The sequence below is a fragment of the Williamsia sp. Leaf354 genome, from assembly GCF_001424365.1.
In the GTDB taxonomy this organism is placed as follows: domain Bacteria; phylum Actinomycetota; class Actinomycetes; order Mycobacteriales; family Mycobacteriaceae; genus Williamsia_A.
In genome coordinates this window covers 606,879-622,491 of record NZ_LMPL01000002.1, presented here as the reverse complement: position 1 = coordinate 622,491, position 15,613 = coordinate 606,879, and the positions used below count along the sequence as shown (strand labels likewise).

15 protein-coding genes are annotated in these 15,613 nt (G+C 69.5%); 13 read left to right on the top strand and 2 right to left on the bottom strand.

Features of this window, described 5'->3' with window-relative positions; all coding sequences use genetic code 11:
• Positions 1–13 precede the first annotated feature (13 nt).
• From ASG12_RS10950 to ASG12_RS10895, 12 genes are all read left to right on the top strand, one after another.
• Positions 14–2,650 carry a [protein-PII] uridylyltransferase gene (locus tag ASG12_RS10950; RefSeq protein WP_055789095.1) on the top strand — a complete coding sequence of 879 codons (2,637 nt, stop codon included), beginning with the start codon at positions 14–16 and terminating at the stop codon, positions 2,648–2,650.
• A 4-nt stretch (positions 2,651–2,654) separates the two neighbouring features.
• Entirely contained in the window at positions 2,655–4,226 is a 1,572-nt protein-coding gene (ffh, locus tag ASG12_RS10945; protein WP_055789093.1) for a signal recognition particle protein, read from the top strand.
• An 11-nt stretch (positions 4,227–4,237) separates the two neighbouring features.
• Positions 4,238–5,323, top strand: a complete 1,086-nt coding sequence (locus tag ASG12_RS10940; protein WP_055789090.1) for an amidohydrolase family protein — start codon at positions 4,238–4,240, stop codon at positions 5,321–5,323.
• 174 nt (positions 5,324–5,497) lie between these two features.
• On the top strand, positions 5,498–5,971 hold the full coding sequence (gene rpsP / locus ASG12_RS10935; RefSeq protein WP_055789087.1) for a 30S ribosomal protein S16: 474 nt from the start codon (positions 5,498–5,500) through the stop codon (positions 5,969–5,971).
• The gene (locus ASG12_RS10930) at positions 5,968–6,210 is read left to right on the top strand and encodes an RNA-binding protein (protein ID WP_055789085.1); all 243 of its coding nucleotides are present in this window, start codon (positions 5,968–5,970) and stop codon (positions 6,208–6,210) included. The genes rpsP and ASG12_RS10930 overlap by 4 nt, the downstream gene beginning before the upstream one ends.
• A gap of 28 nt (positions 6,211–6,238) precedes the next feature.
• A complete protein-coding gene (rimM, locus tag ASG12_RS10925) occupies positions 6,239–6,754 on the top strand; it encodes a ribosome maturation factor RimM (protein ID WP_045822450.1) in 516 nt (171 codons plus the stop codon).
• Between the two features lie 17 nt (positions 6,755–6,771).
• Positions 6,772–7,527 (top strand): tRNA (guanosine(37)-N1)-methyltransferase TrmD, encoded by a 756-nt coding sequence (gene trmD, locus ASG12_RS10920; RefSeq protein ID WP_055789582.1) that lies wholly within the window; start codon positions 6,772–6,774, stop codon positions 7,525–7,527.
• Positions 7,528–7,536: 9 nt separating this feature from the next.
• Positions 7,537–8,529: a hypothetical protein gene (locus ASG12_RS10915; RefSeq protein ID WP_055789082.1), complete on the top strand. Its 993-nt coding sequence runs from the start codon at positions 7,537–7,539 to the stop codon at positions 8,527–8,529.
• A 91-nt stretch (positions 8,530–8,620) separates the two neighbouring features.
• Complete coding sequence (gene rplS, locus ASG12_RS10910) at positions 8,621–8,962, top strand: 50S ribosomal protein L19 (RefSeq protein ID WP_045822423.1); 342 nt, start codon at positions 8,621–8,623, stop codon at positions 8,960–8,962.
• Between the two features lie 73 nt (positions 8,963–9,035).
• Positions 9,036–9,905 (top strand): signal peptidase I, encoded by an 870-nt coding sequence (gene lepB, locus ASG12_RS10905; protein ID WP_055789081.1) that lies wholly within the window; start codon positions 9,036–9,038, stop codon positions 9,903–9,905.
• A 12-nt stretch (positions 9,906–9,917) separates the two neighbouring features.
• Positions 9,918–10,580: a ribonuclease HII gene (locus ASG12_RS10900; RefSeq protein ID WP_045822425.1), complete on the top strand. Its 663-nt coding sequence runs from the start codon at positions 9,918–9,920 to the stop codon at positions 10,578–10,580.
• 23 nt (positions 10,581–10,603) lie between these two features.
• Complete coding sequence (locus ASG12_RS10895; RefSeq protein ID WP_045822426.1) at positions 10,604–10,927, top strand: DUF2469 domain-containing protein; 324 nt, start codon at positions 10,604–10,606, stop codon at positions 10,925–10,927.
• On the opposite strand, the gene ASG12_RS10890 is transcribed toward ASG12_RS10895, so the two are convergent.
• Together ASG12_RS10890 and ASG12_RS10885 are read right to left on the bottom strand one after the other, a co-directional pair.
• Positions 10,916–12,631 carry a DHA2 family efflux MFS transporter permease subunit gene (locus ASG12_RS10890; RefSeq protein WP_055789077.1) on the bottom strand — a complete coding sequence of 572 codons (1,716 nt, stop codon included), beginning with the start codon at positions 12,629–12,631 and terminating at the stop codon, positions 10,916–10,918. The genes ASG12_RS10895 and ASG12_RS10890 overlap by 12 nt on opposite strands.
• Positions 12,628–14,058, bottom strand: a complete 1,431-nt coding sequence (locus ASG12_RS10885) for a condensation domain-containing protein (RefSeq protein ID WP_055789074.1) — start codon at positions 14,056–14,058, stop codon at positions 12,628–12,630. The genes ASG12_RS10890 and ASG12_RS10885 overlap by 4 nt, the downstream gene beginning before the upstream one ends.
• A 509-nt stretch (positions 14,059–14,567) precedes the next feature.
• Between ASG12_RS10885 and ASG12_RS10880 the strand changes: the two genes are divergently transcribed.
• Positions 14,568–15,542, top strand: coding sequence for an alpha/beta hydrolase (locus ASG12_RS10880; RefSeq protein ID WP_156378067.1), 975 nt, complete (start codon positions 14,568–14,570; stop codon positions 15,540–15,542).
• The last annotated feature ends 71 nt before the right edge of the window (positions 15,543–15,613 follow it).

Below are 15,613 nucleotides of genomic sequence, written 5' to 3'. Positions count from 1 at the left end.
TATACGTACACCTGTGCCCTTCGTGACCAGCGGTGACGATTCGCACGGCGACCACGCGGAAGGCCCTGCGTCCGACTCGACGTCGAACGCGGGGCCTTCCCCGTCGCCGGATCGATCGTCCGGGCCGCGCACCCCGACCCCGGCCGCACCCGCGGCCGCGACCGACCTCGTCGACGCCCGCCGCCGACTCCTGCGCACGACCGACGGCACCAAGCGGGCAGACGCACCCGCACTCCGGCAGATCCTCGTCGACCTCCACGATTTCTGGCTCACCACCAAGGGCGCCGAGATCGGCGTCCGCCCCGACAGCGGTTTCGCGATCGTCGCCGTCGGCGGATTGGGGCGCCAGGAACTGCTGCCGCACTCCGATCTCGACCTGATCCTGCTGCACGACGACATGGACACCGCCCGTGTGTCCGAGGTCGCCGACGCGCTCTGGTACCCCCTGTGGGACGCCCACATCAAGCTCGACCACAGTGTCCGCACCGTCCCGCAGGCCCTGCAGGTCGCCGCAGCGGACATGACCGCCGCGCTCGGACTGCTCGAGGCCCGGCACATCGCCGGTGACGAGGCGCTGACCACGCTGCTCATCAGCGGCGTCCGGCGTCAGTGGCGCAGCGACATCCGCACCCGGTTCCCGGAACTGGTCGACCAGGCGTCGGACCGGTGGCGCCGCAGCGGCGACATCGCCCACCGCGCCGAACCCGACCTCAAGAACGGCCGCGGCGGACTGCGTGACGTGCAGATGCTCGGCGCACTCGCCATCGCGCAGCTCACCGACGGCATGGCCAACCTGCGACCCGACTCTCCGGGGGCGGGGCTGCAGGTGGCCTACAACCGGCTGCTCGACATCCGGACCGAACTGCACCGGATCGCCGGCCGCCCGCGCGAACAACTCCGCGCCCAGGACGCCGACGAGATCGGTGCCGCACTGCGCATCGGCGACCGCTTCGACCTCGCGCGGGTGATCAGCGACAGCGCCCGCACCATCAGTTACTCGGTGGAGGTGGGGCTGCGCACCGCAGGCAACGCACTGCCGCGCCGCGGTCTCGCGAAACTGCGTCGCTCACCGGTACGTCGCCCCCTCGACGAGGGTGTCGTCGAACACTCCGGTGAAGTGGTGTTGGCGCGCAACGCGATTCCCAGCAAGGACCCGGGACTGATCCTGCGCGTGGCCGGCGCGTCGGCCCGCACCGGACTCCCGATCAGCGCCTCGACCCTGTCACGGCTGGCCGACTTCGCGCCCGAACTGCGTGAGCCGTGGCCGGCCGAGGCGCTGAGCGACCTGTTGGTGCTGCTGGGCACCGGGCGACACATGGTGGCGCCGATCGAGGCCCTCGACCGCACCGGCCTCTGGGGACGTCTGCTGCCCGAATGGGGTGCGGTGCGCGACCTCCCGCCCCGCGACGCCATCCACACCTGGACCGTCGACCGGCACCTCGTGGAGACCACGGCCTATGCCTCGACGATGACGACGCGGGTGTCGCGGCCAGACCTGCTGGTCCTCGGTGCCCTGCTCCACGACCTCGGCAAGGGGCGCGGAGCCGACCACAGCATCGTCGGCGCCGAACTCGCCACGCAGATCGGCAACCGGTTCGGTCTGTGGCCGCAGGACGTCGCGACGCTGTCGGCCATGGTGCGCCACCACCTGCTGCTCCCGGCGACCGCGACCCGCCGCGATCTCGACGACCCCGCCACGACACAGGCCGTCGTCGACGCGCTGGGCGGGGACCGCCAGCTGCTCGAACTGCTCGCCGCGCTCGCCGAGGCCGACTCGTTGGCCACCGGCCCGGGGGTGTGGGGGGACTGGAAGGCGTCGCTCATCGGCGACCTGGTCCGGAAATGCCTGCGCGTCATGGACGGTGAGCAGTTGCACCGCCCGGACCCGCTGACCGACGACCAACGCGACCGGGCGAAGGCCGGTGGGGTCCACGTCGACATCGTCGGGACCGGCAGCATGCACACACACCTGGTCACGATGATCGCGCCCGATCAACCGGGCCTGCTGTCGAAGATGGCCGGGGTGCTGTCGTTGAACGGTCTGCGGTGCCGCAGCGCCGCGGTCCAGTCCTACGCCGACAGCATCGTCAACACCTTCCTCGTGGTGCCCGCCTTCGGTGACCCGCCCGACGCCGGTCTGCTGCGACAACAACTGCTGCAGGCGACCGCGGGCACCCTCGACGTCATCGCACGCATCGACGCCCGCGAACGGGACTCGCCGATCCCCACGGCACCGCCGCCGGTCACCGACCCCGACGGCGCGCCGATCGCGGTGCCCGCACTGTTCGCGCAGGCCCCGCCGAAGGTGCTGTGGTTCGACGTCGATCCCACCGGCCCAGGCGACGACGGGTCCGCGGGCGATACGCGCGACCGCATCGTGATGGAGCTGCGCGCCGCCGATCGTTCCGGGTTGCTCAGCCGGGTCGCCGCGGTGCTCGACACCCACGGCGTGACCATCGAATGGGCCTCGGTGTCGACCATGGGAGGCACAGTCGTGGACACGTTCTGTCTGCGGCTGCCGGCGGGATCGTCCGACGACGACGCGATGCGTCGGACGCTGGCCGAGGCGGTGCTCGCGGTGGTCCCACCGCCCGAACCGCCCCGCGAGAGCGACGACGGGACGAGCGCGGCCGGCGTCCCGATAGGGTAGGGCCATGTTCGATTCGCTGTCCGACCGGTTGACCGGGGCACTCAAAGACCTGCGCGGCAAGGGAAAGCTCACCGACGCCGACATCGACCGCACCTGTCGGGAGATCCGCCTCGCCCTGCTCGACGCGGACGTGTCGCTGCAGGTGGTCCGCGGCTTCATCGCCCGGATCAAGGAGCGCGCGAAGGGCGCTGAGGTGTCGGGTGCGCTGAACCCGGCGCAACAGATCGTCAAGATCGTCAACGAGGAGCTCGTCGGCATCCTCGGCGGCGAGACGCGGCGGATCGCGTTCGCCAAGACCCCACCCACGGTCATCATGCTCGCGGGTCTGCAGGGTGCCGGTAAGACGACGCTGGCGGGCAAGCTCTCGGCGTGGCTCACCAAGCAGGGACACACCCCGTTGCTGGTGGCGTGTGACCTCCAGCGCCCGGGCGCGGTGAGCCAGCTGCAGATCGTCGGTGAGCGTGCGGGCACCCCGGTGTTCGCGCCGCATCCGGGGACCTCCGTCGGCGGCGAGGGTGAGCTCGGTGTGAGCGCGGCCGACCCGGTCGAGGTCGCGCGCGCCGGTGTCGCCGAGGCCCGCGCCAAGCAGCACGACATCGTCATCGTCGACACCGCCGGCCGCCTCGGCATCGACAGCGAACTGATGGCGCAGGCCGCGGGGATCCGCGACGCCGTGCAGCCCGACGAGGTCCTGTTCGTCGTCGACGCCATGATCGGTCAGGACGCGGTCACCACCGCCGAGGCGTTCGCGTCCGGCGTCGGCTTCACCGGTGTCGTGCTCACGAAGCTCGACGGCGACGCCCGCGGTGGTGCCGCACTGTCGATCCGCGAGATGACCGGCGCGCCGATCATGTTCGCGTCGTCGGGCGAGAAGCTCGAGGAGTTCGACACCTTCCACCCCGACCGCATGGCCAGCCGCATCCTCGGCATGGGTGACGTTCTGAGCCTCATCGAGCAGGCCGAGGAGCACTGGGATGCCACGCAGGCCGAGGCGGCCGCGGCGAAGATCACCCAGGGCGAGCTCACCCTCGAGGACTTCCTCGAGCAGATGCTGATGATCCGGAAGATGGGGCCGATCGGGAATCTGCTGGGCATGCTGCCCGGTGCCGGTCAGATGAAGGACGCCCTGAGCCAGGTCGACGACAAGCAGCTCGACCGTGTGCAGGCGATCATCCGGGGCATGACCCCCGCCGAACGCGACAACCCGAAGATCATCAACGCCTCACGACGCCTGCGTATCGCCAACGGCTCCGGTGTCGCGGTGAGCGAGGTCAACCAGCTCGTCGACCGCTTCTACGAGGCCCGCAAGATGATGGCGGCGATGTCGGGACGCATGGGCATGCCCGGTGCGAACCGCCGCAGCAATCGCAGCAAGAAGGGCAAGAAGGGGAAGAAGGGCAGCGGTCGCGGACCCACCCCGCCGAAGATGCGCGGTGGCATGCCCGGGATGGGCATGCCCGGCATGCCCGCCGGGTTCCCGGACCTGTCGAACATGCCCGCCGGACTCGATGAGTTGCCGCCGGGTCTCGAGGGCATCGACATCTCGCAGTTCCAGAAGCCGAAGAAGCGCGGCTGACCCTCCGCGTGATGCACGAATCGCCCTCTGCCGCACTGCACTTCCGCGGCCACTGCGTCGACACCGACAACCCGGTCGAGTTCTGGACCCACGACGGGGTCATCACCTTCGAGCCGGTGCCCGGTGCCGACACCGTCTGCGACGGCGGGTGGATCACGTCGGGACTCGTCGACGCCCACAACCACGTCGGCATCGCCCCCGGTCTCGGGGTCACCATCGACCAGGCGCGGGGGTTCGCCCGGCTCGACGCCCGCGCCGGGGCCCTGTTGATCCGCGAGGTCGGCTCGCCGCTGGACACCCACCCGCTCGACGCCGATCCGAACGGCCCGCGGTTCGTCCGGTCGGGTCACCACATCGCACGCACCAAGCGCTACTTGCGCGGGTACGGCGTCGAACTCGACGACCCCGACACCCTCGCCGACGAGGTCCGCCGGCAGGCTCACGACGGTGACGGCTGGGTGAAGCTGGTGGGGGACTGGATCGACCGCGAGATCGGGGATCTCGCGCCGCTGTGGACAGACGCGCAACTCGCTGCGGCGGCCGATGCCGCGCACGCCGAGGGCGCCCGCATCACCGCGCACATCTTCGGGACCGACGCCCTGCACGGTGTCATCGCCGCGGGATTCGACTGCATCGAACACGGCACCGGACTCACCGACGACCTCCTCGCGGCGATGGCGCAGCGCGACATCGCTCTCGTGCCGACACTCATCCAGGTCGAGAACTTCCCGTCCATCGCCGACGGCGCCGACCGCTTCCCGACCTATCAGTCGCACATGCGCGCGCTGCACGCCGGCGCCCACGACGTGTTCGCCCACGCCGTCGAGGCCGGTGTGCCGATCTACGCGGGCACCGACGCCGGCGGGTTCGTCGACCACGGCCGCATCGTCGACGAGATGGTCGCGCTGACCACCATCGGGCTCGACGCCGCCGCGGTGGTGGCCGCCGCGACCGTCGGATCCAGGCAATGGCTGTCGGGGAGCACCCTCGACGAGGGGGAGCGCGCCGACGTGATCGTGCTCGACGCCGATCCGCGCGTCGACATCGAGACGCTGCACGCGCCCCGCGCGGTCGTCTGCGGTGGCGCCGTCCTGTAGACGCCCCTCGGTGAGATTTCGTCGGGGCCACCCCTGCGTGGCAGAATGGGCCGCTGGTTCGTCGGACCCGGTCACGCACCGCCCGACGGTCACACCACCACAAACCGCAAAACCGGGCCCACCACACCGGGTGGGTCGCTGAATTGCACTGTGACCGCAGATGAGAGAGAAACTATGGCTGTCAAGATCAAGCTCACCCGCCTCGGCAAGATCCGCAACCCGCAGTACCGGATCGTCGTCGCCGACGCCCGCACCCGTCGCGACGGCCGTGCGATCGAGACCATCGGCAAGTACCACCCGAAGGAAGAGCCCAGCCTCATCGAGATCGACTCCGAGCGCGCGCAGTACTGGCTGGGCGTGGGCGCACAGCCCACCGAGCCCGTCGCGGCGCTGCTCAAGGTCACCGGTGACTGGCAGAAGTTCAAGGGCCTCCCGGGCGCCGAGGGCACCCTCAAGGTGAAGGAGCCCAAGACCAGCAAGCTCGACCTGTTCAATGCGGCTCTCGCCGCCGCCGACAGCGAGCCCGCCGCCGAGGCCACCACCCCGAAGAAGAAGGCCGCCAAGAAGGCTGACGCCGAGGAGCCCGCCGCCGAGGCACCCGCCGCCGACGCCGCACCGGCCGCCGAGTCCGCCGGGACGGACGCGTGAGCGTGATCGTCGCCGACGCCATCGAGCACCTGGTGCGCGGTATCGTCGCCAACCCCGACGACGTCTCGGTGGACATGATCACCGGTCGCCGGGGCCGGATGGTCGAGGTGCACGTGCACCCCGAGGACCTGGGCAAGGTCATCGGCCGTGGCGGTCGCACCGCCACCGCCCTGCGCACCCTCGTCACCGGTATCGGTGGCCGCGGGGTGCGTCTCGACATCGTCGACACCGATCGCTGATCGCCCGATCGCCGAACAGACCGATTCGATGGACCTCGTCGTCGGACGCATCGTGAAATCTCACGGCGTCCGCGGCGAGGTCGTCGTCGATGTACGCACCGACGACCCCGACACCCGCTTCGCCGACGGTTCCCGCCTGCGCGGACGCCTGCCGAAGGGCGGCGGTGAGCGCGAGTTCGTCGTCTCCGGTGCCCGCGACCACGGCGGACGGATGCTCCTGCGCATCGACGGCGTCGACGACCGTGGTGCCGCCGACGAGCTACGCGGTGTGTTGTTCCTGATCGACACCGCCGCAGTCGATTCCGGCGACGATCCCGACGAGTTCTACGACCACGAACTGATCGGGGTCGCGGTGACGACGGTGGGGGGCGACCCGGTCGGCGAGCTCACCGAGATCCTGCACCTACCCGGCGGCGACACCCTCGTGGTGCGCACCCCGCAGGGCCGCGAGGTGCTCGTACCGTTCGTCGCCGAGATCGTCCCGACGGTCACCACCGAGCGCATCGAGATCGACCCGCCGGACGGATTGCTCGACCTCGAATGACCGGTCCGTCACCGCGGATGCGGATCGACGTGGTGTCGATCTTCCCCGAATACCTCGATCCGCTGCGGATGGCGCTGCTCGGTCGCGCCATCGACCGCGGCATCCTCGCCGTCGACGTCCACGACCTCCGCGACTGGACGCACGACGTCCACCGCGCCGTCGACGACTCGCCCTATGGCGGCGGTCCCGGCATGGTGATGAAACCGCAGGTGTGGGGTCCGTGTCTGGACGACGTGTGCCCCGACGACGCCGTCCTGGTGGTCCCGACACCCGCCGGGGAACCGTTCACCCAGCGCGTCGCGGAGGAACTGCGCGACGAGTCGCACCTGGTGTTCGCCTGCGGTCGCTACGAGGGCATCGACCAGCGCGTCGTCGACGACGTCGCGCGGCGCGGCCGCGTGCGGGAACTGTCCATCGGCGACTACGTGTTGATCGGCGGTGAGGTCGCCGCGATCGCCATGATCGAGTCCGTCGTGCGCCTCATCGACGGCGTCCTCGGCAACGCCGCGTCGCATCAACAGGATTCGTTCTCCGACGGTCTGCTGGAAGGGCCGAGCTACACCCGACCCGAACACTGGCGAGGACTCAGTGTCCCGCCGGTGCTCCTCGGTGGCGACCACGCCGCGATCACCCGCTGGCGCCACGAACAGTCACTGGCGCGGACGCGTGCGCGTCGCCCGGATCTGCTCGACGAGACAGGCTCGGCCGCCCGCCGGCCGACCCCGTCGTCATCCCCGTCGAAGTCCGACATGTCCGACGACCCGCTCGACTAGCCTGACCTGGTGCACCACTGGTTCACCCACGACATCCTCGACGCCGGACGCCTCCCGCTGTTCCTGTTCTTCATCGGGTTCATCGTCGGGTTCGCCTGCACCCGCGTCAGTGTCCGCCTCATCCGCGCCGAGAAGTCGTGGTGGTTCGGCAACGTCAGCACCGGCGCGACCCACGTCCATCACATGGTCTTCGGTGTGGTGCTCTCCCTGGTGTCGGGCGTGTCGATCGTCGCCGTCTCGGTCACGGGCTCCCAGACCACGCTCTCGGTCCTCGCGTGCTTCTTCGGTATCGGCGCCGCCCTCGTCCTCGACGAGTTCGCGCTCATCTTCTATCTGCGTGACGTGTACTGGGCCGAGGAGGGACGCGCCTCGATCGACGCGGTGTGGGCCGCCCTCGGCGCAACCGGCATGGTCCTGCTCGGGTTCCGACCCCTCGAGCTGTTCCAGCTCTCGGGACTGTCCCCCGACGACGGTTGGGGAGAGGTGGCCATCACCGTCGCCCTCGCCGCGGTCAGTCTGCTGCTCGCCGCGATCGTGCTGGCCAAGGGCAAGATCTGGACCGGACTCATCGGCATCTTCGCGTGGCCGCTGCTGTTGGTGGGTGCCCTGCGGCTCGCCCGCCCGGGGTCTCCGTGGGCGCGGTGGCGCTACACCCATCGACCCCGTCGGATGGAGCGGGCGATGTCGCGCGAGCGCCGGCTGCGGCGGCCGCTGATCCGCGCGAAGATCTATCTGCAGGACCTCATGGCCGGGCGGCCGGATGTCCCGCACGCCATCTCCGAGGCCGAGTCGGTGCTCGACGAGGTCGTGCACGCCGCCCCGCCGCCGCCGGGCTCGGCGGTCACCCCGAGCGCCGGAACAGTCGGGGTCGCGTCGACGGCGTCGTCGATTTCCGCCCGGAGGGGGCGCTCTGGCACAATGGTCGGGTTGCCGTTCGAGGGAGACGCGGCTGCGTCGAGGTCGATGCAGTCCGTGCCACCGTCCGGCGAACCCCACGACTAGATCACGAACCGGTCGAACCGTGTCGCCGTCCGCGGCGACGGCCGCCAGGTTCCTCTGACTCAGTGACGATGACCACCGATTGGATCCGCAGATGAACACCCTGGACTTTCTCGACAAGCAGTCGATGCGCGACGACATCCCGGCCTTCCGGCCCGGCGACACCCTCGACGTGCACGTCAAGGTCATCGAGGGGTCCAAGGAGCGCGTCCAGGTCTTCAAGGGCGTCGTGATCCGCCGCCAGGGTGGCGGCCTCCAGGAGACCTTCACCGTGCGCAAGGTGTCGTTCGGCGTCGGCGTCGAGCGCACCTTCCCGATCCACAGCCCGAACATCGCGAAGGTCGACGTGATCACCCGCGGCGACGTGCGTCGCGCGAAGCTGTACTACCTGCGCGACCTGCGCGGCAAGGCCGCCAAGATCAAGGAAAAGCGCTGACGTTGGTCAGTGGGGCGGGTCCCGACCGCGTGGTCGGGCCGGCTCCCTCGGCGCGTCCACTAGGCTGATCGACGTGCCCGACACCCCCCGCCAGGACAGCCCGCAGGACCGGTTCGACGACGCCCGCGCGACGGACGACGCCGACTCGGACACCCACCGCCCCTGGCGAACTCGTGGCGACGGTGCGAGCGACACCCCGCGTTCGGGCCGCAAGCGTTCCGCGCTGCGCGAGACCGCGATCATCATCGTCAGCGTCCTCGTCCTCACGTGGATCCTGCAGACCTTCATCGGTCGCCAGTACGTCATCCCGTCGGAGTCGATGGAGAACACGCTGCACGGCTGCACCGGATGCACCAACGACCGCATCGTGATCGACAAGCTCACCTACCGCTTCAGCGATCCCGCCCCCGGCGACGTCGTCGTCTTCAAGGCGCCGACGCAATCGTGGGACGACGGCTGGACCTCGCCGCGATCGGACAACACGATCCTGCGCGGCGCCCAGGACGCCCTGTCGTGGTTCGGGTTCGCCCCGCCCGACGAGAACGACCTCGTCAAGCGCGTGATCGCCGTCGGTGGCCAGACCGTCCAATGCCGCAACGCCGACAAGGTCGGTGTCACCGTCAACGGCAAACCCCTCTCCGAGCCCTACGTCGACAAGGCGCTGCAGCAGCAGGACTCGACCACCGTCAACCCCGGCCTCGTGGTCTCCGAGGGTGGTGCCCTGAGCAGCTGCCTCGGAGCCGATTTCGGGCCCGTCACCGTGCCCAAGGGCAACGTGTGGGTGATGGGCGACAACCGGGGCAACTCGGCCGACTCGCGGTATCACATCACCGACGAACTCAACGGCACCGTCCCGGTCTCCGACATCCGCGGCAAGGTGCGCTTCATCATCTATCCGTTCTCCCGGATCGGTGGTGTGGGCGCGCACAACCCGCAGAAGTAGCGGGGGAATGACGTGAACCGGTGGCCACCGCGCGCGCCCGTCCGTCGGGCCGCGAGCCTGCGCACCTACGAGTTCGCGCTCCACAACAGCGGTCTCGGCCCGGTGGCCGGTGTCGACGAGGCCGGTCGCGGTGCCTGTGCGGGTCCACTGGTCGTCGCCGCGTGCGTCCTCAAACCGACCCAGTTGGTCTCACTCGCCGACCTCGACGACTCCAAACGCCTCACCCCGACGATGCGCGAGACGCTGTACCGGTCGATCACCCGTCACGCGGTCGCCAGCAGTGTCGTGATCGTCGACGCCGACGAGGTCGACCGCATCGGGATCCATGTCGCCAACATCGAGGGCATGCGTCGCGCCGTCGCCACGCTCGACGTGACGCCGGGGTACGTGCTCTCCGACGGATTCGTGGTGCCGGGTCTCACCGTCCCGTCGTTGCCGGTCATCGGTGGCGACGGCGCCGCGGCGTGCATCGCCGCCGCCAGCATCCTCGCCAAGGTCACCCGAGACCGCATCATGGTCGCGATGGAGGACGACCTCCCCGGATACGACTTCGCGGTGCACAAGGGCTACAGCACCGAGCTGCACATGTCGGCGCTCGACCGGCTCGGACCGTCCCGCGAGCACCGGATGTCCTATCGCAACGTCCGCGAGCGCGTCCGCGTCACGCCGGCCTGACGTGGGTGACTAGGCTGACCTCCATGAGTGCGGAGGATCTCGAGAAGTACGAGACCGAGATGGAACTCTCGCTGTACCGCGAGTACAAGGACGTGGTCGGGCAGTTCACCTACGTCGTGGAGACCGAACGGCGGTTCTACCTCGCCAACGCGGTCGACCTGGTCCCGCGCAACGCCGACGGCGAGGTCTATTTCGAACTACGGATGTCCGATGCCTGGGTGTGGGACATGTACCGACCGGCACGGTTCGTCAAGCAGGTACGCGTGATCACGTTCAAGGACGTCAACATCGAGGAGCTCGAGAAGTCGGAGCTGCGCCTTCCCGAGGACGGCGCGCTACCCGACTGACGCCGGCGTCCCCACCGGAACGATCACCCGCGCACGAGGGACGGCGAGGCTGATCGCCGCGACCGCTGCCGCGGTCGCGCAGATGATCCACATGATCGTCGAGAACGCCTCGAGGAACGCCCGGGCCGCGGCGACGCGGGCCGCGGGACGCAATGCGGGCTGTGCCTCACGGAGGATCGCCGCCTGCGGGCCGACATCGGCCGCGGCGTCCGAGTCCTGCGTCGAACACCCCGGCGGGGACACCTCGGGCCGCGGTGACGACAACTGACGCGACACGCAGTCGCTGAACCGGCTCACGACGATCGGTTGCGCGACGGCGGGAACCGCGGTGTCGCCCAGACGCACCCGCAGATCGTCGGCCCCCGCCGATGCGCCGGTCGACGATGCCGACCCCACCAGGGCGAAGAACACGATCCCGATGATCGCCAGGCCCACCGACCCGCCGATCTGCTGAACCGTCGGGATCGTGCCCGATGCCGAGCCGACCGTGCGGGAGGTCGTGCCCGAGAGGATCACGGCCTGCAGCGGCGCGACGAAGATGCCGGTGCCCAGGCCCCCGAGGACCAGCGGCGCGATCAGCGTCGCGACGGCGATGTCGTGCCGCGCGGGATCGATCACGATCGCCATCCACGCCACCGACACGGCGAAGACGACCATGCCGACCGTCAGTGTCCGTGGTCCGATCCGGGTCACGACCAGGGGCGACAGCAGCGAACCGACCGCGGCGCCGAGCGCGAACGGCAACGTGATGAGTCCGGTGTGCAGCGGCGAGTAGCCGAGGCCGAACTGCGTGGTGATCGAGACGGTGAAGAAGAACGCGGTGAAGACGCTGAAGAACAACAACGAGAGCACCGCGCCCACCGCGAACGAGCGTTCGGCGAACAGGTCGAGCCGCAGCAGGGGCGCGCCGCCGCGGCGCAGCAGCGCGCGCTCGTGGAGGACGAAGGCGACGAGCACGGCGATCGAGATCACCAGCATCGCCAGGAGCCACGCCGGCCATCCCTTCTCACGACCCGTCGACAGCGGGTAGATCAGCAGGAACAGGCCGATCGTCGACAAGGCCACGCCGATCGCGTCGAGGGACTCACGCAGTGTGCCCACCACCGGCGGCATCGCCCGCGCGGCGATGACGCATGCGACGACACCGAACGGCAGGTTCACGAGAAAGATGGTGCGCCAACCGAGTCCGAAGGCATCGAGCCCCACCAGGGCGCCGCCGAGGACCGGGCCGAGCATCGCCGCGACCCCCGCGGTCGCACCGTAGACACCGAAGACCAGTCCGTGACGCGCCCTGGGGAAGATCGCGGAGATGATCGCGATGGTCTGCGCCGAGGCGAACGCCGCGCACGCACCCTGCAGTCCGCGCGCCGCGATCAACTCGCCGGGGCCCGCGGCGATCCCGCACAGCAGCGAGGCGATGGTGAACCCCGCCAGAGCCGCGATGAAGACCCGCCGTCGCCCGAGGCGCTCCCCGATGCGCGACGCGGTCATGAGGGTGCACGCGAACGCGAGCGTGTAGACCGTGAGGACGAGCAGTTGGTCGGCCGACGAGGCGCCGAGATCGGTCGTCAGGTCGGGCAGCGCGATGTTGACGATCGTCGTGTCGACCATCTGCATGAAGACCGCGACCAGGCACGCGGCGAACGCGGGCCATGCGCGTCGGGAGGCCGTCGTCGCGACCGTGTCGGTGGGGACGGAGGTCACCGGGTGGTCGACGCCGCCGCGGGGCGGTAGTCGCCCGTGGCGGCGATCGATCCGAACACGCCCAACAGTCGCTCGACGTAGAGCTTGATCGAGTCCCGCGCCTGATCGGAGTCGGGGTAGAGCAGTGTCATCACCGTGTAGTCGGGGAAGCGGTTCACCCAGAGGTAGACCTCCTCGGAGCTGCCGCGGTTACCGAACACCCCACCGTTGATGTGGTCGAACATCTGCGCGCCGGGGAGCTTGCGCACGTCGATGTAGCTGACCATCGGAACCACCCACCCCGGCGCGATGTCGATGCCGGAGTCGTCGTCGACGAGCTGCAGGACCCGGTGCAACGACACCTCCGACATCGTCTTGCCCGCGGTGAAGGACTCCTGCGCCGGACCGACGATCGAGGTGAAGGTGGAGTCGGCGTGGACGTCGACCACCACCGGGATGAGATTGGTGAACCAGCCGACGGAGGTGAACTCACTCGCCGTCGACCGGGTGTTCTTCGGGGTCATACCCAGATAGCGCTCGGTGCCGGTGAACTCGTGAGCGACGAGTGCGGCGGCCGCCATGACACCGGCGGCGACACCGGAACCGTGTGCACGGCAGACGTCCTCGAGTCGTTGTCCGGACGCGTCGTCGTCGTAGACGCGCACGGTCGTCATGGCGCTGCGGGTGTAGTCCGCGCCACCGGCGCCGAGGTCGAGCGGGAAGGTGGGCAGGCGGCCGCCGTTGTCGGCGAGCAGCGACAGCCACCGTGCGATCTGCGGCGACTCGGCGGTGAGCACCGCGGTGCCCTCGCGTTCGCGGCGGCAGTAGTCGATGTAGCTGCCCGCCTGCGCGGGTGGGTTCGTACCGCCGCCGAGTTCGTTGCCGTACAGCGCGATCAGGTCGACGCACGCCAGTGCCTGCGAGACGCCGTCGGAATTGAGGTGATCGACCGCGAAGTAGATCGTGAACCCGGTCTCACGCTCGATGGTGCCGAAGGTGAAGCAGTCCCAGTGGAACGGTCCGGGCGTCTCGTCCTGCACGTGGGTGCGGATCTCCGCGGCGTGCTCGCGATGACCGTGTGTCGTCGGCGCGAACTCGATGCCGTCGGGATCGATGACGTGACGGGTGATCGAGTCGTCCTCGGCGGTGTGGGAGAACCAGCTCAGGAACGTGTCGTGCCGCCGGATGAACGCGTTGACCGTTGCGGTCATGGCGTCGCGATCGAGCGTGCCCTCGAGGTCGAAGGAGATCAGGCACAGTCGCGAGAAACGGAAGCCGGCGCTGCTGTTGCGCGTGGCCGCGCGCAGGTACTCCTCCTGCTGGTGCGAGGCCGGCACCGGGTGCACGGGAGCCGTCGCGGCGCGTGCCACCGAGGCGGGGGTCGCGGTCCAGCTGGTGAGGGTGCCGCCGCGGGGCTCCCACTCGTCGATCAGACCGAAATTGATCATGCGCTCACACCCGTCGTCGAGCGTCGTCGTGCCTGCGCAGGTGATGATCCGGGCATGGGGTTTCCCTTCAGCATGTGATGTCCCCCGACGATGTCGCCGGCCACCGGGGCCGGTCGGTCGGAATGATCAGGGCTCCGAACCGGCTGCGGACGGTGGCGGCATCGTCGCGCGCGTATCGGAGCCGTCGGAGTCGCGTTCGAATGGTCGGAAGGTACCGTCGGATGTGTGGTCAAGGCAACGATGATCTGGAAATCGGACATCGAACTTGTGACGTGTTCCAAGTGCCTGTCAATGTGCCTGTCTGACTGAATAGTTCGAGATATCAAATCATGGTGCCGGGGCTCTCCTGGGATACCGTCGCCGCAGCGACCGCCAGGTGGTGGCCGTCGGGGAGTGCGTGAGCAGGGGGAGTGATGGCGAGGGTGACCGACCGGCGCGTGTCGACACGTGTGGGAGTCCGCAGACGTACGGTGTCGTCACTGGTGAGCGGTGTCGTCGTGGCGCTGCTCATGAGTCTGGGCGCCACTGTCGCCCCGTCGGCGACCGCGGCACCGACCTCGGCGGCCCCTGCTGCGACGACGTCGGCGACGGTGGTCGGCAGTTCCACGGGACCCCACGGTGTCCGGTACCTCCGGGTCCGCTCGGCCGCGATGCGGGCCGACATGCAGGTGCGTGTCCTCCCGGCCCGCGATCCTGCCGTGCCGCACCCGACGCTGTATCTGCTCAACGGCGCCCAAGGCGGCTTCAACGACAGCAGCTGGTTCGACCAGACCGATATCGTCGACTTCTTCGCCGACAAGAACGTCACCGTGGTCGTCCCGATGGGCGGTACCGCCAGCTACTTCGCCGACTGGATCCGTGACGACCCGGTGCTCGGACACCAGAAGTGGGCCACCTACCTGACCCGTGAGCTGCCACCGCTGATGGACTCGACGTTCGGGGGCAACGGCCGCAACGCGCTCGCCGGCATCTCCATGGCCGGTACCTCGGTACTGCAACTCGCCGAGCAGAACCCGGGTCTCTACCGGGCGGTCGGCGCCTACAGCGGCTGCGCGATGACGGCCGACCCCATGGGTCAGGCCTACGTGCGTCTCACCGTCGCCCGTGGCGGTGGCAACGCCGACAACCTCTGGGGCGTGTCCAGCGATCCGCGCTGGCGCGCGAACGACCCGTACATCAACGCCGAACGACTCCGCGGCACATCGCTGTTCATCTCCGCGAGCACGGGACAGCCCGGGGAATATGACACCATCACCGGGCCGGGGATCGACGGCAACATCGGCGAACTCGTCTCCCGGATCGGGGTCGGCGCCGTGATCGAGACCGCCGTCCGGCGCTGCACCGTCGCGCTGAAGTCGCGACTGACCGCGCTCGACATCCCCGCGACGTTCCGTCTCCCGCCCGCGGGAACCCACAGCTGGCCCTACTGGCAGGACAGCCTGCACGCCTCCTGGCCCCAGTTCGCCCGCGCGCTCGACGACTGACAACGCGCCGCCCGGGCCCGCGACACGGTCGGAGTTGTGCACAGGAAGGTGCTGCTGCACAGAACGGCCGT